The following is a 17,747-nucleotide window of genomic DNA, read 5'->3' on the forward strand; positions in this document are numbered from 1 at the left end:
CCGGTGCAAGCGCTTACAGTGTGACCTGACTCTCAGTAGTCGGTCTCCCGCAGCCCCCTTCGTCGAGGCAACGTCGCTTACCCGGAAGGTTTTCATCGTGTCCATTAGCAGCTTCAGCCTGCCCGGGCGGCGACGCCCGCGTCTACGCAGCCGGCTTTCCAGCGCCGCACGTGTGGGCACGGCCCTCACAGCAGCCCTGGCCGCCGCCGCCGTCGGCCTTGTCCCCGCCCACGCGGTCCCGCCGGCCCCGGATCCTGGCACCCCGCCTGCTGCGCACTCCCTGCGCGGACCGGTCACCGATGAGCGGTTCTACTTCGTGATGGCGGACCGCTTCAGCAACGGCAGCACCGCCAACGACGACGGCGGCCTCGGCTCGGATCCCCTGGTTTCGGGCTTTGATCCGACGAAAAAGGGCTTCTATAACGGCGGCGACCTCAAGGGCCTTCGGGACAAGATCGATTACATCCAGGGCCTGGGCACCACCTCGATCTGGCTGACGCCAAGCTTTAAGAACAAGGCCGTCCAGCCGGAGGACGGCTCAGCCGGCTACCACGGCTACTGGGTCACCGACTTCACCCAGATCGATCCCCACCTGGGCACCAACGCCGAGCTGAAGACGCTCATCGACGAGGCTCACGCTCGCGGCATGAAGGTCTACTTCGACATCATCACCAACCACACCGCCGACGTCATCGGCTACGAGCAGGGCGACCGCACCGCCTACAAGTCCAAGGATGCCGCGCCCTACCGCTCTGCCGCCGGGGAACCGTTCGATGACCGCGACTACGCCGGCACCGGGACTTTCCCGGCGCTGGATCCGGCCACCTCGTTCCCGTACACGCCCAAGCTGGCGCCGGGCGAGGAGAACCTGAAAGTCCCGGCCTGGCTCAACGACCCCACGCTCTACCACAACCGCGGCGACACGACCTTTGAGGGCGAGAACTCCTCGTACGGGGACTTTTTCGGCCTGGACGACCTTTTCACCGAACATCCCACCGTGGTCAACGGCATGGTCGACATCTACGAGAAGTGGATCGGGGACTTGGGCGTGGACGGTTTCCGGATCGACACCATGAAGCACGTCAACGACGAGTTCTGGCAACAGTTCGGGCCCCGGGTGCTGACCTACGCCAAGGAGCACGGCAAGGACGAGTTCTTCATGTTCGGCGAGGTCTTCGACACGTCCCGGAGCTTCACCTCCCAGTTCACCACCCGCAACAAGATGCAGGCCGTGCTGGACTTCCCGTTCCAAGAGGCCGCGCGCAACTTCGCCTCCCGCGGCCAGGGTGCCAAAAATCTCGAATCCTTCTTCGCCGCCGATGACTGGTACACCGACGCCGATTCAAACGTGTACGAACTGCCCACCTTCCTCGGCAACCACGACATGGGCCGGATCGGCAGCTTCATCACCGCGGACAACCCGGACGCCGACGACGCCGAACGCGTCGCCCGGGACCGGCTAGCCCACGAGCTGATGTACTTCTCCCGCGGCAACCCGGTGGTCTACTACGGCGACGAACAGGGCTTCACCGGGCCCGGCGGAGACCAGGACGCACGCCAGACGATGTTTGCCAGCAAGGTCCCGGACTACCTGGACGACGACCTTCTCGGCACCACCGCCACCCACGCGGCCGACAACTTCAACACGGCGCACCGGCTCTACCGCGACATCAGCGCCCTGGCCGCCCTGACCGCGGAGCACCCTGCGCTGCGCAACGGTGCCCACCAGAACCGCTACGCCTCCGACGGTCCCGGCATCTACGCCTTCTCGCGCACCGATGCCAAAGACCAGCGTGAGTACGTGGTGTCCATCAATAACAGCGCCCAGGCGCAGACGGCCGCCGTCCCAACTTATGTGGGCAAGCGGACCTACAGCCGGATCTACGGCGACGCTGCCGCGGAGGTCAAGACCGCGGCGGACGGAACCCTGGCGGTGACGGTGCCGCCGCTGTCCGCCGTGGTCTATGAGTCCTCCGGGAGGATCCCGCACTCCAAGGCCGCGCCCGCCGTGACGCTGCAGCAGCCGGCAGTCTCGGCCGCGGACAACAGCCGCATCCGGGTGGCGGCCGACGTCGCCGGCACTTCCTTCTATGAGGTCACCTTCCAGGCCCGCACTGCAGGCGGCCCGTGGGCCTCAATCGGCACGGACGACACGGCACCGTACCAGGTCTTCCACGACGTCTCCGGCCTGCAGGCCGGCACCCCCGTGGAGTACCGCGCCGTCGTTCTGGACAACGGCGCGCACACCTCGGCCAGCCAGCCGAGGTCACCTTCCAGGCCCGCACTGCAGGCGGCCCGTGGGCCTCAATCGGCACGGACGACACGGCACCGTACCAGGTCTTCCACGACGTCTCCGGCCTGCAGGCCGGCACCCCCGTGGAGTACCGCGCCGTCGTTCTGGACAACGGCGCGCACACCTCGGCCAGCCAGCCGCGCAGCGGGACCGTCCCCGCCCCGGTGCTGAGCATCGTCAATCCCAAGGAAGGCAGCAGCGTCAACGGCAAGGTCGAGGTCAGCGCCGTCGCCAGCCCGGACAAAGCCGACTACGTGGTCCGGTTCGAGCGCAGCATCAACGGCGGAGACTGGACGAAGTTCGGCGAGGACAGCTCCTCCCCTGCCTACACCGCGGTCGATGACCTGGCCGCCTTGTCCCTGCCGGAGGGCGCTCAACTGCGCTACCGCGCCCTGATGCCTGTACCAGGCGCCGGAGAGGTCGTCAGCGGGATCCGCACGGTGGTCGCTGGGGACCTTCCGCAGCCGGACTCTGTGACCATAGCCGGCAGCCTCGATTCGGAACTCGGCTGCCCCGGGGACTGGCAGCCGGGCTGCGCCGCGGCCTTCCTGAAGCTCGACCCGGCTGACAAAGCCTGGCGGCTGACCGTCCCCGAGCTGCCAGCCGGCAGCTACGAGTTCAAAGCCGCGATCAACGGCACCTGGGACGAGAACTACGGCGCCGGAGGCGGGGCCAACGGGAGCAACATCGTACTGAACCACCCCGGCGGCGCCGTGACCTTCCGCTACGACCACAGCACCCATGTGATGAGCCCGGTCTACCCGTCCCAGCAACCGGCCGCTGTTGCGGCGGCCGGGGACCTTGACTCGGAACTCGGCTGTGCGGGCGACTGGATGCCGGACTGCCAGCAGGCACAGCTCATCCTGGACCCGGCGGACCTGGTCTGGAAGCTGACGGTCCCCGACCTGCCGGCCGGCAGTTACTCCTTCAAGGCCGCGCTCAATCGTTCCTGGGCCGAGAACTACGGCGCGGGCGGAGCTGCGGGCGGTGGCAACATCAGCCTGGTGCACGGGGGCGGGCCGGTGACCTTCCGGTACGACCACTTCACGCACGTGATCAGCGCCGGTTAGCACTGACAGCAGAAGGCCGGCATGCCCGCATGGGGGCACGCCGGCCTTCTGCCGAACGTTCGGAAATAAGGCAGGCTTAGCTGACCAGGCGCAGTGGAGGGCTGGTCCTCGCCGGAGCGAGCTTGGCGGCGAGCTTCCGGGCTGCCGCCGCCGAGGGCCGAGCGGCGGGATCCATCGCCGTCATGGCCGTCAGCAGGGACACCCAGCGGGCACCGAGGCGCTCCGGGATCACCGGTCCCCGCAGGGTGCGGGCCACTAGCGACTCCACCGGAGTTCCGGGGTAGGCCTTCGACCCGGTCAGGCACTCCAGGAGCACCAGACCGAGCGCGTATATGTCAGTGGCTGTGTGGAGCGGCCGTCCCTCTGCCTGCTCCGGGCTCATGTAGTGCACCGTACCGGACGACTCCCCGGTTTCCGGGTTGGCACCGGCCGGGGTGCTGATGCCGAAGTCCGCGATTCGCACCGAGCAGCGCCGAAGCGAACTGAGCAGGATGTTTGCCGGCTTAATGTCGCGGTGGACCAGGCCGCGCGAGTGGACATGCTCGAGGCCGGACAGTGCGGCGGCAGCCCAGCCCGCCACTTCCTCCGGTGGGCAAGCACCGCCGCGGATCCGTTCGGCAAGGCTTCCGCCGAACGCAAACTCCTCCACGAGGAACGGCCGGCCGGCCCACTGGTCACCGCCCGGAACCGTACCGGCCGCGATGAAGCCGACGACGGCGGGATGGTCCAGGGAAGCGAGCACGCGGGCTTCGGCATGGATCCGGCTGGCATGCTTCTCGGCCGGCCCTTCGGCGACCTTGATGGCCACCGGACGGTCGTTGGTGAGGTCGGTGCCCCGGAAAACGGTAGCTGTCCCGCCCCGCCCGAGAAGTCCGTGCACCAAGAACCGGCCCTCCGGGGCGTCCTGCAGCGCGAGGATTTTGGCATCAAGGCCGGAAGCCGTGGCGGCAGCGGGACCCTCCGCCAGGGCGATCACCGGCGCGGCGCTCACGAAAGCGCTGCCAGGGCGTTGGAGGTATGCACGATGCCGTCGAGCTGGAACCCGCAACCACAGCGCCAGACGGGCGGCAGTTCTGCACTGCGGCCGGCGTCGAACGAGTAGGCGAAGACCGCGTTTTGCGCGGGGGCGGTCCACTCCATGGGCAGCCCGCAATGGCTCGGCGCCTGGCTGGGCGGGTTCAGCGGCCGGCCGGGGGCTCCGGGGTCGGCGGCAGGCAGAGGCGCGGCACGCGGAACGACGCCGGCTCCCGGGGTTCCGGTCGTCGTCAACAACTGGGCCATTGCTCCTCCATGCATACGATTGTCTGGGACAAGTAGTAAGCATACATATCACTAGGCCAACTAGCTAGTTTCGATTTCCGGCAGCTATCGGGGACGGGCGAGACCCGCGCCCCGGGGCTGATCCGGCACGAAACCGGGGCGTCTCAGGGCTGCGGATGGTCCTCGGGGCGCTGCTCCAGGGCTTCGGCCATCCGGCGCAGGAAGCCCACGATGATCCGGCTTTCTTCAGCGCTGAGCTGCTCCGCCACCGAGAGCATCCTGCCGTGCATGGCACCCAGGGTGGCCCGGACTTCGGCGTCGGTAACGGCGGTGGGAACAATCACCAGGGATCGCCGGTCGGTAGGGTGCGGTTCCCGGCGGACGTGCCCGCTGCCGACGAGCCGGTCAATCAACGAAGTGGTGGAGGCCGTGGTGATCCCCAGGATCCGGCTCAGGTCCTTGGGTCCCACCCGCTCCCCCGAGGCCTGGGCGCGGAGCAGGTAGCGCAGGGCCAGCAGATCGGTCTCCCCCATCCCCATGGAGTCCCGGGTGGACCGCCGCGTTGCGACCTCCGCGCTCCGGTAGTCCCGCAAGGCGTGCAGCACTGCAGTCGGAGTGCCCAGGGGTCCGTCAGGCCCGTACCAGTACCCTGAGCCTGTGGCGCTGTCCAAGTTCACTCGGCAATCCTAGCCCGCCTGAATACTAGATCACCGTACTTCTGGAATTGCTAAGCCGACTCTCCCGGCCAGGGCCGGAGCGGCGACTGCGGCACGCAAAAAAACCCCCGGCGCCCTGTTGCCAGGATGCCGGGGGTTTTCCACTCTTCGCTAAAAGAGTGGGCCCTGTGGGGCTCGAACCCACGACCCACGGATTAAAAGTCCGATGCTCTACCAACTGAGCTAAAGGCCCCCGCCGGCTGCTTCGGCACGGAGAATCTCCTCCGCAAAAGGGCAAGCCGGCCCAGTCCATTTCTGGACGTTTAACACTGTACCCCAGAGATGGCCTGCCCTTATTCACCCGGGCTGACGCGCCGTCGTCGGCGCCGCTGCAAGCGCCCTTCCGGCATTGGTGCTGCGCTCGATTCCGGGAATGCACAGGAGTAGCGTGGTGGCATGAGCGAGCAAGCAGGAGCCAGCAGCCCGGGAGCACACCGCCACCACAAGCCGAAACCTTTTGCGCCGGTCGACTTCGAGCCGTTCGCTGGCGGCGCGGATCCCGCCCGGGTATCGGAGGCGGCCCACCTCGCGGCGCAGGCGCTCGTCCGCCGCGGCAGGGACAGCGATGATCCCACGGTGACCCGGCGCCTGGTCAAACTTGCCGACGAACAAGGGCTCGACGCGATCGCGGAAATGTGGGCCGAAAGCCCCGCCCGATCCCTCCCTGGCGCTCTGTGGCGGCTCTACGCCCTCCGTGCCGCGACGGTCCGGGATCCGGAGCGGATGTCGGTCTACTTCCGGGCAGGCAAGGACACCGCCCAGGTTTCCCACGTCGTCGCCGGCGCCGCTGAACCGCCGGGCGCCGAGGAAATGACGTCAATGGCGGACGCCATCCTCTCCGGCGCGTTCGACGGCGAGTTCGACGTCGCGCTTGAACGGTCGGCGGCCTTCTGCCGGGTCGTGGCGCTGGGCCAGGCGACGCTCGCCGACGGCGCGGAGCACAGCAATGCCAGCCACGCCAGCAGGCTCACGCGGAACTCCCACCTGCTGGTCAAAACCGCCGAGGATCTGGAACACGCTGCGAATGCCTGGCGGCTGGGCGAGCTTGACTGAGCGTCCCGCCGCGCCGGTCCGGTAGGCACTCCCGGGGCCGGCTGTCAATGTTGACTTGGTTCTCCCGGCGTAGAAAACTAAAAGCGGTGCCGAACCGCGAAACCCCCGGGCTTCAACAATTAGCCGCCTAGAGCGGCCTACCGCCGAGAGGCGTATCCGGTTCGGCACCATCTTCATGTCCGCTGCCGGGAGGCGGCGGGGCGCACAGGGATGGTGGCCCCAGGCCGCCGTCAGCCGCGCTTCCTTGCAACCCAAGTCCGGGCGGTAAAGTAATCCCCATGCGCGGGCCATTCTCACGATCCAGGGCCGGCAAACGCCAGAGTACGCCCCGTCCGGAGACCGGTAACCCCTCGTGAAGCTGCGCCTTTTCCCCCAGGAGCCCGCAGGGCTGAACCTGCTGTCCCAGATGGCCCGGCAGATCACCCTGGCCACGGGAACACTTTCGGAAATACTCGGCGCCCCCGCCAGCGAGCACTCGCGGCTGGTGGAGGACATGCACGACCACGAGGCCAAGTCCGCGGAGCTGCATTTTGCGCTTCTGACGCACATGCGCAGCAGCTTCCTGAACCCGCTGCCCCGCGAGGACATGTATGCGCTGTCCCGCTACCTCAACGAGGCGATGGAGAAGCTGGACGCCGCCGCTGACCTGGTCTTCCTCTACAAGCTGGAGCGGCTGCCCAAACGTGCGGCCGACCAGCTCGAAATTATCAGCCGGCAGGCCGAGCTCACCGTCGAGGCGATGCGCCAGCTGAACAATCTGGACGAGCTCGAGGACTACTGGATCGAGGTCCTTCGGCTCACCAAGCGCGCAGAGCGCACCCACCGGGTCTGGGTGGCGGACATGCTCAAAGAGATGAAGTCCGCCCAGTACGCCCGCAACCGGGACATCGCCGACCAGCTCGTGGAAGTAACCAAGGACATGCGGCGGATCGCCACCCAGGTGGGCAGCATTATCGTCAAGGAATCCTGAGGTGTCCCTCTTCTTCTTTGCCCTGGTGGTCGTCTGCGCCGCGGCGTTCGCGTTTCTCAACGGCTTCCGGGACGCTTCGTCCTCGGTGGCCCTCGCGGTCCGTACCCGGTCGCTGACCCCCACCGTCGCTGTGCTCCTGGCCGGACTGTTTAATTTTGTCGGCGCCGGCCTCAGCGCGGCGTGGGCGATGGAAATCAGCCGGACTTGGGTGGTTCTCCCTGCTGGCGGGAACGGCCTCACCATCCTGATCGCGGGATTGCTCAGCGCCGTGCTGTGGGGCATCTACACCTGGTGGCGCGGCATCCCGTCCTCCTCGACGCACGCCCTTGTCGGCGGCCTGGCCGGCGCCGGCGTCGCCAGTGTCGCTGTGGGCGGCCACCCGGTGGCAGGCGTGGACCAATCACTGCTGGTCCAGGTGGTGCTGCCCCTGCTGCTCTCGCCGGTCATCGCCTTTGCCGGAGCGTACCTGCTGGTCTGGCCCGCCACCTGGGCCGCCCGCTACACCCCGCCCAGCGTCGTGAACAGCAGGTCACGGCGGGCGCAAGCGGTCGCTGCCGGCGCCGTCGCTTTCGGCCACGGCCTGCAGGACGGCCAGCGCACCAGCGCGGTGCTGATCCTGGCAATGGTGGCAGCGGGGTTGCCCGACGGCGGTTCCATCCCGGTGTGGGTCGCTTTGCTGACGGCCGGGATGCTGACGGCGGGAACGCTGGCCGGCGGCTGGCGGATTTCCTACACCATCGGGTACCGGCTGGTCCGGGTCGACCCGCTCCGCGGGTTCATCGCACAGTTGTTCAGCAGCGCCATCCTGCTGGTGGGCGCGATCGGCTTGCACTGGCCGGTCTCCACTACGCACACCGTCACCTCGGCCGCGCTGGGGGCGGGCGCCAACCAAAGCTACACGGCCACCAATCGCCGTCTGGTGCTGCGGATCCTGGCCTTCTGGGGACTGACGCCGGTCGCCACCGCCGCATCGGCCTTCGTGCTGGAGCTCGCCTTGTCCCCCCTCGCAGGGCTCTAGGACCCATCGGCTGGGCGCGGGCCGGGCCTATCCGAAGCGGCCGGAGACGTAGTCCTCGGTGGCCTTCACCGTGGGGTTGCTGAAGATGGTGTGCGTGTCGCCGTACTCAATCAGCTTCCCGGGCTTGCCGGTGCCCGCGATGTTGAAGAACGCCGTCTTGTCCGAGACCCGGGCGGCCTGCTGCATGTTGTGGGTCACGATGACGACGGTGTAGTCGTCCTTGAGTTCGCTGATGAGGTCCTCGATCGCGAGGGTGGAGATGGGATCCAGCGCTGAGCACGGCTCATCCATCAGGATCACCTGCGGCTCGACGGCGATGGCGCGGGCGATGCACAAGCGCTGCTGCTGGCCGCCGGACAGTCCCGAGCCGGGCTTGGCCAGCCGGTCCTTGACCTCGTTCCAGAGGTTCGCGCCGCGCAGTGAACGTTCCACGAGCGAGTCAGCCTCACCCTTGGAGATCTTCTGGTTGTTCAACTTCACGCCGGCCAGCACGTTGTCCCGGATGGACATGGTGGGGAACGGGTTGGGCCGCTGGAAGACCATGCCGATCTGCGAGCGAACCGTCACCGGGTCTACTCCGGGGCCGTACAGGTTGTCGCCGTCGAGCAGCACTTCACCCTCCACACGGGCCCCGGGGATAACTTCGTGCATCCGGTTCAAGGTGCGCAGGAAGGTGGATTTGCCGCAGCCTGAGGGACCGATGAAGGCGGTCACGGACTTGGCGTCGATGGTGATGTTGACGTCCTCGACAGCGAGGAATTTGCTGTAGTAGACGTTGAGGTCTTTGACGTCGATGCGCTTAGACATGCTGTTCCTTCACTTGGAGCGGTGGTTACCGGTGCGGCGGCGGCCTAGCGGCCGACCTTTGGGGCGAAGATGCGCGCCACCAGGCGGGCGCCCAGGTTGAGCAGCATCACCAGGATGATGAGGACCAAGGCCGCGCCCCACGCGCGCTGGTCGGAGGGGCCGGGGTTGGACGGCGAGGTCGGGTTGAGGATCTGGGTGTAAATGAACGTCGGCAACGAAGCCATCCAGCCGCCGAAGACGTTGTTGTTGATGGATGTGGCAAAACCGGCGGTGACCAGGATCGGCGCCGTCTCACCGATGACACGGGCGATGGCCAGCGTGACGCCGGAAGCGATGCCCGAAATCGCCGTCGGGATGACCACCTTGAGGATGGTGCGCCATTTGCGCACCCCGAGTGCGTAGGCGGCTTCGCGGAGTTCGTTCGGCACGATCTTGAGCATTTCCTCGCTGGAGCGGACCACCACCGGGATCATCAGCACGGAGAGGGCGACGGCGGCGACGGCACCGGTTTTGGTGCCCGGGCCGACCACGGCGAAGAAGAACGCCGCGGCGAAGAGGCCTGCCACGATCGAGGGGATGCCGGTCATCACGTCGACAAAGAACGTGATGGCCCGGGCCAGCGGACGGTCCTCGCCGTACTCGACGAGGTAGATCGAGGTGAGCAGGCCCACCGGAACGGAAATAACGGTGGCGAGCAAAGTGATCTGCACGGTGCCCACCAACGCGTGGTAGATGCCGCCCACCACGGGGGCACCGGCTTCGACGGTTTTGTTATCGAACGCCCCGGTCACGCCATTCATGGACGTGCTGAGGAAACCGGGATCCAGCAGGCCCGGCAGGCCCTTGACCAGCACGGTCCAGATCACCGAGATCAACGGCAGCAGGGAGATCAGGAAAGCCCCGACAACCAGGCAGGTAGCCAGCTTGTCTTTGGCCTTGCGGGAGCCTTCGACCGCGGCACTCCAGCCGACCAGTCCGGCAGTGAACAAGACGGCCGAGACGAAGCCCCAGCCCACAGCATTGAACCCGATCAGGGCCAGGATGGCCGCGCCCGCGACCAGGGCAATGGCCAGAACGATGTACGGCGCGGCCTTAGGCAGCTGCCCCTTGGTCAGGGCCGAGCGCTTGCGCACGGGGGTCAAAGTGGTAGTCATTAGTTGGCTCCCGAGAAGTCTTTGTGCCGGGTGATGATCCACCGGGCAATCATGTTCACGCCCAACGTGATGACGAACAGCACCAGTCCGGCGGCGATCAGCGTGCTGACCTTCAGTCCGCTGGCTTCGGGGAAGTTCAACGCGATTTCGGCTGCAATCGTCTGGTTGCCCGACTGGATCAGGCTCGCGGTGAGGGCGCCCGAGGAGAGCACCAGCGCGACGGCCATGGTCTCGCCCAGGGCGCGGCCCAGGCCCAGCATCACGGCGCTGATGATGCCCGGGCGGCCGAATGGCAGCACGGTCATCCGGATCATTTCCCAGCGGGTGGCGCCGAGGGCGAGCGCGGCCTCCTCGTGCAGCTTGGGGGTCTGCAGGAAGATTTCGCGCGAGAGCGAGGTGATGATCGGCAGCACCATGACCGCCAGCACGATTCCGGCCGTCAGGATGGTCTTGCCGGTCGCCGAGGCGGGGCCCTGGAAGATCGGCAGCCAGCCCAGGTTGCCGGCCAGCCAGTTGTAGGCCGGGGATATTTCCTGGGCCAGGAACGCGGCACCCCAGGCGCCGTAAACCACGGACGGGATGGCGGCCAGCAGGTCGATCACATAGCCCAGGGCCGACGCCAGGCCGCGGGGGGCGAAGTGCGAGATGAAGAGGGCGACGCCGATCGCGACCGGCGTCGCGATGACCAGGGCGATCACGGCGGCGATCAGCGTGCCGATAACAATCGGCCAGATGTAGGCGAAGAAGCCCTCACCTCCCTGGATCTTGTCCGGAGACGCGACCAGGGCAGGAACCGACTGGATGACAAGGAAGAGCGCCACGCCGAAGAGCACGGCAAGGATCAGGCACCCGGCGGCCAAGGTGGCTGCGGAAAAGACCTTGTCACCGGCGGGGCCTGCGCCCCGGGACTTGGTCAGGGAGGTGGTGGTCACTTTCTGGTCCTTCAACTTCGATCTGCACCGGCGGCCGGCGGCTCGCTACGGGGCTGGCGGGCGGTGAATCTACGGGTACTTGGAATAAACGCCTAGGTTCCCTGTCCCGGGTGGACGGTCGGCGACCGCCTTTTCCACGACAGGGAACCTGGCCCAGGCTCGTGTTTCCACTATGCCTGGCGGCAAAACGTATCCCTAGGACTTGGCCTTGATGGATTCGATGGACTTCTTCGCCTTGTCCTGCAGGGTCTTGGACAGCGGCGCAGACTTGGCAGCCTCGGCGGCGGCCTGCTGGCCGGCGTCGGAGACTACGTAGCTCTCGAAGGCCTTGACCAGGTCCGCGGTTTCCTTGGTGTCATAGGTGCTGCACACGACGTGGAAGGAGACGAGAACGACCGGGTAGGCGCCTTCGATCGTGGTTTTGCGGTCCAGCTTGATGGAGAGGTCGTTCGCACTGCGGCCCTCGACCGGCTTGCCGGCGTCGACGGCCTTGGCGGCGGCCTCGGCGGAGATCTTGGTGAAGGAGTTGCCGACCTTGATCTGGGCGATGCCCAGCTTGCCGCTGACGGCGGAGTCGTCGGCGTAGGTGACGGCGCCGGGGGTGTCCGTGACGGTCTTGACGACACCGGAGGTTCCCTTGGCGTTCTCGCCCTTCAGCGACGCCGGCCAGACGCCGGAGGCCTTGTCGGTCCAGGCCTCGGGCGCGGCGGCGGCCAGGTAATCGGTGAAGTTCTGCGTGGTGCCCGAGTCATCGGAGCGGTTGACCGGGGTGACCTTGAGGTCCGGCAGTTTGGCGTCGGGGTTCAGCGCCGCGATGGCCGGGTCGTTCCACTTGGCGATCTCGCCGCGGAAGATCTTGGCGACGGTGGGCGCGTCGAGCTTGAGCTCCTTGAGGTCCGGGAGGTTGAAGGCCACGGCGATCGGGGAAATGTACACCGGGATGTTCAGCGCACCGTCGGGGCCGCACTTGGCCTTGGAAGCGGCGAGTTCCTCATCCTTCAGATACGCGTCGGAGCCGGCGAACTGGGCCGAGCCGTCGATGATCGCCTTGCGGCCCGCGCCGGAGCCGTCCGGGGAGTACTGAACGTTGGCGCCCTGGTTGGCGGAGGCGAAGTTGGTCTTCCACACGTCCATGGCTGCGCCCTGCGCGGAGGAACCGATGCCGGTCAGCGTGCCGGCGACTTTCGGGCCCGTGGCAGTCTGGCTGCCCGCAGCAGTGCCGGTTGCGTTGTCGGAACCGCAAGCGGTGAGCGCGAGAGCGCCGGCTGCGATGACAGCGATGGCCGCGTTGCGGCCGAAGCGTGATGCCTTCACTAGATGTACCCCTTCCAGGGTTATTCAGATGCGTGCCGGACCGGAGACGTCCGAACAGAAAGACGGTGGGTACGGTTTGTACCTCTGTCGAAGTTAAGCGCCCCAGATGAAGAGAATTGCGGTCCAAGGTGAACGGCGGGTTAACGACTCCCGGCCATCTCCTGACATCCCACGGTTTGCTGTTGCGTTGTCTTTCTCACAGTCGTAAGGGTCGCAGCCTCCGGCCACTGCACTGCGGGGACCAAATAGACTGGTGGGCATGGCCGCCGCTACTGGATTCGACGCAAGCGCACGATTCCTCCGCGGCAGGGTCCGCACCGGGTTCGTCCGGAGCCGCAAGTCGATCGTGCCGGCCATTCAGATGACGGCCTGCGCCGTTGGAGCCTACGCTTTCGCCGAGTACGTCCTGGGCCACACCGGGCCGTTGTTCGCCGCGACCTCCTCCCTGATCGCCCTGGGCTTCTCCCGCGAACCGCGGCTGCGCCGGGTGGTGGAAGTGGGCCTGGGCTGCACCATCGGCATTGCCGTGGGCGACCTGCTGCTGCACTGGCTGGGACCGGGAATCTGGACGGCCGCCGTCGTGCTTCTTTTCTCGATTTTACTGGCCCGCTTTCTGGACAGCGGGACAATTTTCACCACCCAGCTGGGCCTGCAGTCGCTGCTGGTGGTGCTGCTGCCCGCGCCCGCCGGCGGGCCCTTTACCCGCAGCATAGACGCCGTGGTTGGCGGTGTGTTTGCGCTGCTCGTGACGTTCCTGATCCCCAAGGATCCACGCCGGGAGCCCCGCAACGACGTCAAGAAGTTGCTGCACGAGCTCGCTGAGGTGCTGCGCGAGTGCTCCTCGGCGCTGACTGACAGCGACTCCACCCAGGCGTGGCACGCCTTGATCCGGGGACGGAACTGCCAGCCGCTGGTCGATGCGATGCGCCAGACGCTGCGCTCTTCCGGTGAGGTCGCCGCGCTGGCCCCTGCGTACCGGCGTTACCGGGATGAGCTGGACCAGCTGGCGCAGTCGCTGGACTTCATCGATTTGGCCCTGCGTAACAGCCGGGTGTTCGCGCGCCGGCTGACCAGCGCGATCAACCACGCCGCGCTTTCCGACGAGGCCACCGAGAACATTGCCGAGGTCCTGCAGGAGACTGCCGCCGCGATCGACGAACTGGGCCTGGGCCTGGCGGAGGTGCACGACGGCGTGCGGCGCGCCCATTTGCGCACCGCCAGGGTGGAGCTGAGCGAGACGGCTGGCAGGCTGCACCCGCGCCTGCTGGACGTGCAGCGGCTGGAAGGCGAAACCGTGGTGATGCTCTTCCGCCCGCTCATGGTGGACCTGCTCGAAGCCGCCGGAGTGGACCCGCGCGAAGCCCGGGACATCCTTCCCGCGCTGTAGGGCGGTCTCTGGGACGCGCCGGACGATAGTTCGGCGCGTCCCGAATGAGACAGATGGGAGATGCTTGATTCAGACCGGCTGGTCGAGGCGGACGGGCATCAGGATTGACAGTGTGCCGTCCCGGTCTGGGTTGCGGATTGCCAGCGGCGCGATCGGATCGTCCAGGCCGAGGGTGAGCTGGTGGTCGCCGGTCCCGAGCGCCTCCAGGAGGAACGCGCGGTTGACGCCGATTACGAGCGCGTCAGGGTCTTCGGATGCGCCGACCTCCACTCCCCTTGAGGTGATGCTGAGCCGGCTCACTTCGTAGGCGACACCGTCGTTGTCTCGGGTGAAGGTCTCGGTCGTACCTGCATGGAGTGCGGCCCTCAAAGCCGCGGCATCGACGGGGACTTTGCGGTCGCCGAGTTCGAGCCAGCTGCGATACGACGGGAAGTCGACGTCGACGACCTCCGTCTGGATGGTGCCGTCATCACCGGTCAGGGTGATCGTGTCGCCGGTCACGACGACATCCAGAAACCCCGTGTGGTTACTGGCGAGCAATTCATCAACCGCTGCCACGGGCAGCAGCACATGCAGTTCGGCTTGCTGCGACATTATTACTGAGCTGGCGGCGAGTCGGTACCGATCCGTCGCAACCACACGCAGCCGGCCGGGCTCGCTGTCGAGGAAAACCCCGTTCAGGCGCGGCTGATCCGGGTCGTCACTGATCGCATACCGGACTTCTCCGAGTGCTCGAATGAGTTCGGCGGCAGCCAACGTGCATCGGGTCATGGTGGTCTCCTCGTGTTCTAGTAGCTGATGAACGATGGAGATCTCCCTGCGGGCGTCGGCCAGACCCGCTTCCAGCCGTCCGAGATGAGTTGCCACGATCGACCGGGCCCGGGACGGTTCAGACAGGATCGTCCGGATGTCATCCAGCGGAAGGCCGACCCGCCGCAGGTGCGCCGCGAGCCGAGCGTGAATCACCTGATTCGGATGATAGAAGCGATACCCGGAAGACGGGTCGACCACCGACGGCGGCAACACACCAGCGCCGTCGTAGAAGCGCAGCGCACTTACGGGCAGTCCACTAAGTGATGCCAGCCGGCCGATGCCGAGCAGTTCGTTCTCCATATCTGCACTCTCCCGCCTCGACCTGCTTGAGGGTCAACCCGAATATTCTTCCCCTACTTGCTGGCAACCGTCAGCCGCATGAGGCGGCTGGCGTACGGACGGGGGGACATCAGCCGTGTGCTGAAACAGTAGCGGGAGCCGACGGCGAAACCGCGCCCAACCCGCACGGCGCGGCAGCTGCTAAATGCAGGAGTGGTCGTAGTCGAACCCGCCTGAGACGTACTGGGTGAGGGTGACGTGGCCGCCGGCGGTGAGCGGGGCGTCATCACATTTGCGCTTGGCCGTGGCCAGAGACCGGGACCCGGCCAGCCAGCTCGGCAGCCGGTAGAGGTTGCTGGTTGAGGGGACTGTTCCGACGATCTGGTCCCACTGGCTTCGGGCGGAGTAGAGGCCGGTCCGCGCACCGATGCTGGCGAAGTAGGCTGCCATGCCCTCCAGATCCGCGCGGTTCGCCAGCGTATCCGCAGACCAGCTGTTGCCGGTCTCGACGTCCAGCCACCAGAGGTAGGACGCCGGGTTGCTGATTCCCCGGATGGTGGCGTCGTCGTAGGCCTTCGCGTAGCCGTACATGTAGGAGCAGGCGGCCCCGTAGGATCCCGCCGTGCAGTCCCCGTACGGGTTGGCGACGGCGGTTCCGCGGTAGGTGTTGCTGCTGGGCCACCATGACCCTGCAGCGCCGGGGTTTCCGGTGTTGACGTAGAGGGCGACGAGCGGCTGGCCCGTCCCGCCCGTCGACGTGCCGGCCCAGGTCAGCTGGGTGCCAAGGCATGGGTTCGTGTTGCTGGCCAGCCCATCATTCACGCCGACAATGCCGAAGGACTGCCCTTTCGGCAGCGCCTTGCCACACTGCGGCCACGACACGTCGTTGCCGGGACCCGGCCCCGTGGCTGCTTCGGCCGGCGCGGCTGCAAACGTCAGAAGCGCTGCGGCGGCAGCGGCCAAAACCGACCGGACGCGCTTTCGGCAGGCGGCTGGAATATGAACGGACATCGTCGGCCTTCCGGTTGCGCCTATGCAGGTCAGACCAGCATGGTCAGAGCATAGGCCCGGGTCAAGGGCAGGCCAGAAGCGCCCGCATCGCCCCGCGGCCGGATGTCGTAGCTCCCGGTTAGGGTTGAGCAATGGCAACAAAGACTTCCCGAGCCGCCAAGGCGCCGGGCTATAAGTGCGCGGAATGCGGCTGGACCACGGCGAAATGGGTAGGCCGGTGCGGCGAGTGCCAGGCGTGGGGCACCGTCGAGGAAACCGGCGCTGCTGTGGCCCGCACGACGGCGGCGTCCACCGTGCTGGAGCCCGCCCGCCGGATTGCCGACGTCGATGCCACCACGGCAGCATTCCTGCCGACCGGCGTGGACGAGCTGGACCGGGTGCTGGGCGGCGGCCTGGTCCCCGGCGCCGTCATCCTGCTTGCGGGCGAGCCCGGGGTGGGCAAGTCAACCCTGCTGCTGGATGTCGCTGCCAAGTTCGCCCGTACCGCCCAGGACGTCTTGTATGTCACCGGCGAGGAGTCGGCGGCGCAGGTGAAGCTGCGGGCGGACCGGATCGACGCCGTCGCCGAATCGCTCTATCTGTCGGCCGAAACCGATCTCGGCCAGGCGTTGGGTCAGGTGGAAAAACTGGAACCACGGCTGCTGATCGTGGACTCGGTCCAGACGCTGAGCAGTGCCGATGTTGAAGGCAGCGCCGGCGGGGTTTCCCAGGTCCGTGAAGTGGCGGCTTCCCTGATCGCCGCCGCCAAGCGCCGCAACATGACCACCCTGCTGGTGGGGCACGTCACCAAAGACGGTTCCATCGCGGGGCCCAGGCTGCTGGAGCACCTGGTGGACGTGGTCTGCCAGTTCGAGGGCGAGCGCCACTCCCGGCTGCGGTTGCTGCGTGCGGTGAAGAACCGCTACGGACCCACGGACGACGTCGGCTGCTTTGACTTGAACGAGGACGGCATCGTCGGCCTGGCCGATCCCAGCGGCTTGTTCGTCTCACGCACGAAGGAACCGGTGTCCGGAACCTGCATCACGGTGACCCTCGAGGGCCGCCGGCCGCTACTGGCCGAGGTGCAGTCGCTGCTGGCCGAAAGCGCCAACGCGCAGCCGCGCCGGGCAACCAGCGGGCTGGACAGCTCCAGGGTGGCGATGCTGCTGGCCGTGCTGCAGCAGCGCGCCGGTTGCCTGCTGCAAAAGGACGACTCTTACGTGGCCACCGTGGGCGGGGTGAAGCTGAGCGAGCCGGCAACGGATCTGGCCGTGGCGCTGGCCGTTGCCTCCGCGAAGGCCAAGAAGCCGCTCCCCCAGCGGCTCATCGCCTTTGGTGAGGTGGGCCTGGCCGGCGAGGTGCGTCCGGTGCCCGGGATCAACCAGCGCATCCAGGAGGCTCACCGGCTGGGCTTCACGCATGCGGTGGTGCCGGCGAGCCCGAATGGGCCCGGCCCGGTTCCCGCCGGCTTCTCGGTCCGCGAGGTGGGCCACCTGGCTGAAGCCCTGGGCCTGCTGATCGGCTGAGCGAAGCCCGAACTCGCAGGTGCGGGCCGATACGCGGGCCGGGCGCCTCCGCCCGGGGGTCGACGCCCGGGGGTGGGCGCGGGCGGACCGATACGCGGGCCGGGTGCCGGCCGGGCGAGCCGGAGACCGCCGTAGGGCCCTAGCGTTCCTGCCCCCTTGCGGCGC

At 67.2% G+C, this 17,747-nt stretch carries 16 protein-coding genes and 1 tRNA gene; 7 read left to right on the forward strand and 10 right to left on the reverse strand.

From position 1 onward, the window contains the following. Window positions 1–97 precede the first annotated feature (97 nt). Both QFZ61_RS02780 and QFZ61_RS02785 read left to right on the forward strand, forming a co-directional pair. A complete protein-coding gene (locus tag QFZ61_RS02780; RefSeq protein ID WP_373427118.1) occupies window positions 98–2,464 on the forward strand; it encodes an alpha-amylase family glycosyl hydrolase in 2,367 nt (788 codons plus the stop codon). Continuing rightward, window positions 2,377–3,363, forward strand: coding sequence for an Ig-like domain-containing protein (locus tag QFZ61_RS02785; protein ID WP_307033104.1), 987 nt, complete (start codon window positions 2,377–2,379; stop codon window positions 3,361–3,363). Before QFZ61_RS02780 ends, QFZ61_RS02785 begins: the two co-directional genes overlap by 88 nt. Before the next feature lie 76 nt (window positions 3,364–3,439). On the opposite strand, the gene QFZ61_RS02790 is transcribed toward QFZ61_RS02785, so the two are convergent. The 4 genes from QFZ61_RS02790 to QFZ61_RS02805 all read right to left on the reverse strand — a co-directional run bounded on the left by QFZ61_RS02790 (window position 3,440) and on the right by QFZ61_RS02805 (window position 5,532). After that, a complete protein-coding gene (locus QFZ61_RS02790) occupies window positions 3,440–4,354 on the reverse strand; it encodes a serine/threonine-protein kinase (RefSeq protein ID WP_307033106.1) in 915 nt (304 codons plus the stop codon). Continuing rightward, window positions 4,351–4,644 carry a hypothetical protein gene (locus QFZ61_RS02795; RefSeq protein WP_307033108.1) on the reverse strand — a complete coding sequence of 98 codons (294 nt, stop codon included), beginning with the start codon at window positions 4,642–4,644 and terminating at the stop codon, window positions 4,351–4,353. The genes QFZ61_RS02790 and QFZ61_RS02795 overlap by 4 nt, the downstream gene beginning before the upstream one ends. 143 nt (window positions 4,645–4,787) lie before the next feature. Continuing rightward, window positions 4,788–5,294: a MarR family winged helix-turn-helix transcriptional regulator gene (locus QFZ61_RS02800; protein ID WP_373427184.1), complete on the reverse strand. Its 507-nt coding sequence runs from the start codon at window positions 5,292–5,294 to the stop codon at window positions 4,788–4,790. Window positions 5,295–5,459: 165 nt separating this feature from the next. Then, window positions 5,460–5,532, reverse strand: a tRNA-Lys gene (locus tag QFZ61_RS02805). Between the two features lie 203 nt (window positions 5,533–5,735). On the opposite strand from QFZ61_RS02805, the gene QFZ61_RS02810 reads away from it, so the two are divergent. The 3 genes from QFZ61_RS02810 (at window position 5,736) to QFZ61_RS02820 (ending at window position 8,380) form a co-directional block, all read left to right on the forward strand. Then, the gene (locus QFZ61_RS02810) at window positions 5,736–6,392 is read left to right on the forward strand and encodes a hypothetical protein (RefSeq protein WP_307033112.1); all 657 of its coding nucleotides are present in this window, start codon (window positions 5,736–5,738) and stop codon (window positions 6,390–6,392) included. A 352-nt stretch (window positions 6,393–6,744) separates the two neighbouring features. Next, the gene (locus QFZ61_RS02815; protein ID WP_307033114.1) at window positions 6,745–7,362 is read left to right on the forward strand and encodes a DUF47 domain-containing protein; all 618 of its coding nucleotides are present in this window, start codon (window positions 6,745–6,747) and stop codon (window positions 7,360–7,362) included. Between the two features lies 1 nt (window position 7,363). Beyond that, window positions 7,364–8,380: an inorganic phosphate transporter gene (locus QFZ61_RS02820; protein ID WP_307033116.1), complete on the forward strand. Its 1,017-nt coding sequence runs from the start codon at window positions 7,364–7,366 to the stop codon at window positions 8,378–8,380. A 27-nt stretch (window positions 8,381–8,407) separates the two neighbouring features. Here QFZ61_RS02820 and pstB read toward each other — a convergent pair whose 3' ends face one another. The 4 genes from pstB to pstS form a co-directional block, all read right to left on the reverse strand. Beyond that, window positions 8,408–9,187, reverse strand: a complete 780-nt coding sequence (gene pstB / locus QFZ61_RS02825) for a phosphate ABC transporter ATP-binding protein PstB (protein WP_307033117.1) — start codon at window positions 9,185–9,187, stop codon at window positions 8,408–8,410. Window positions 9,188–9,231: 44 nt separating this feature from the next. Next, the gene (pstA, locus tag QFZ61_RS02830) at window positions 9,232–10,341 is read right to left on the reverse strand and encodes a phosphate ABC transporter permease PstA (protein WP_307033119.1); all 1,110 of its coding nucleotides are present in this window, start codon (window positions 10,339–10,341) and stop codon (window positions 9,232–9,234) included. After that, the gene (gene pstC, locus QFZ61_RS02835; protein WP_307033121.1) at window positions 10,341–11,273 is read right to left on the reverse strand and encodes a phosphate ABC transporter permease subunit PstC; all 933 of its coding nucleotides are present in this window, start codon (window positions 11,271–11,273) and stop codon (window positions 10,341–10,343) included. Before pstC ends, pstA begins: the two co-directional genes overlap by 1 nt. A gap of 195 nt (window positions 11,274–11,468) precedes the next feature. Next, window positions 11,469–12,587, reverse strand: a complete 1,119-nt coding sequence (gene pstS, locus QFZ61_RS02840; protein ID WP_307033123.1) for a phosphate ABC transporter substrate-binding protein PstS — start codon at window positions 12,585–12,587, stop codon at window positions 11,469–11,471. Window positions 12,588–12,846: 259 nt separating this feature from the next. Between pstS and QFZ61_RS02845 the strand changes: the two genes are divergently transcribed. Continuing rightward, window positions 12,847–13,974, forward strand: a complete 1,128-nt coding sequence (locus QFZ61_RS02845; RefSeq protein WP_307033125.1) for an aromatic acid exporter family protein — start codon at window positions 12,847–12,849, stop codon at window positions 13,972–13,974. A gap of 69 nt (window positions 13,975–14,043) precedes the next feature. Here QFZ61_RS02845 and QFZ61_RS02850 read toward each other — a convergent pair whose 3' ends face one another. Together QFZ61_RS02850 and QFZ61_RS02855 are read right to left on the reverse strand one after the other, a co-directional pair. Continuing rightward, window positions 14,044–15,087 carry a MerR family transcriptional regulator gene (locus QFZ61_RS02850; protein WP_307033127.1) on the reverse strand — a complete coding sequence of 348 codons (1,044 nt, stop codon included), beginning with the start codon at window positions 15,085–15,087 and terminating at the stop codon, window positions 14,044–14,046. Between the two features lie 180 nt (window positions 15,088–15,267). Beyond that, the gene (locus QFZ61_RS02855) at window positions 15,268–16,077 is read right to left on the reverse strand and encodes a hypothetical protein (RefSeq protein ID WP_307033129.1); all 810 of its coding nucleotides are present in this window, start codon (window positions 16,075–16,077) and stop codon (window positions 15,268–15,270) included. 131 nt (window positions 16,078–16,208) lie between these two features. Between QFZ61_RS02855 and radA the strand changes: the two genes are divergently transcribed. Continuing rightward, window positions 16,209–17,582 carry a DNA repair protein RadA gene (gene radA, locus QFZ61_RS02860; RefSeq protein WP_307033131.1) on the forward strand — a complete coding sequence of 458 codons (1,374 nt, stop codon included), beginning with the start codon at window positions 16,209–16,211 and terminating at the stop codon, window positions 17,580–17,582. Window positions 17,583–17,747: the final 165 nt, after the last annotated feature.

The sequence above is a fragment of the Arthrobacter sp. B3I4 genome, assembly GCF_030816855.1.
GTDB lineage: Bacteria > Actinomycetota > Actinomycetes > Actinomycetales > Micrococcaceae > Arthrobacter.

Bases quoted from the DNA above. Each gene is read 5' to 3' on its own strand.
- QFZ61_RS02855 (WP_307033129.1), bottom strand. From the start codon at position 16,077: ATGTCCGTTCATATTCCAGCCGCCTGCCGAAAGCGCGTCCGGTCGGTT.
- pstB (WP_307033117.1), bottom strand. From the start codon at position 9,187: ATGTCTAAGCGCATCGACGTCAAAGACCTCAACGTCTACTACAGCAAA.
- QFZ61_RS02795 (WP_307033108.1), bottom strand. From the start codon at position 4,644: ATGGCCCAGTTGTTGACGACGACCGGAACCCCGGGAGCCGGCGTCGTT.
- QFZ61_RS02810 (WP_307033112.1), top strand. From the start codon at position 5,736: ATGAGCGAGCAAGCAGGAGCCAGCAGCCCGGGAGCACACCGCCACCAC.
- radA (WP_307033131.1), top strand. From the start codon at position 16,209: ATGGCAACAAAGACTTCCCGAGCCGCCAAGGCGCCGGGCTATAAGTGC.
- QFZ61_RS02845 (WP_307033125.1), top strand. From the start codon at position 12,847: ATGGCCGCCGCTACTGGATTCGACGCAAGCGCACGATTCCTCCGCGGC.
- pstA (WP_307033119.1), bottom strand. From the start codon at position 10,341: ATGACTACCACTTTGACCCCCGTGCGCAAGCGCTCGGCCCTGACCAAG.
- QFZ61_RS02850 (WP_307033127.1), bottom strand. From the start codon at position 15,087: ATGGAGAACGAACTGCTCGGCATCGGCCGGCTGGCATCACTTAGTGGA.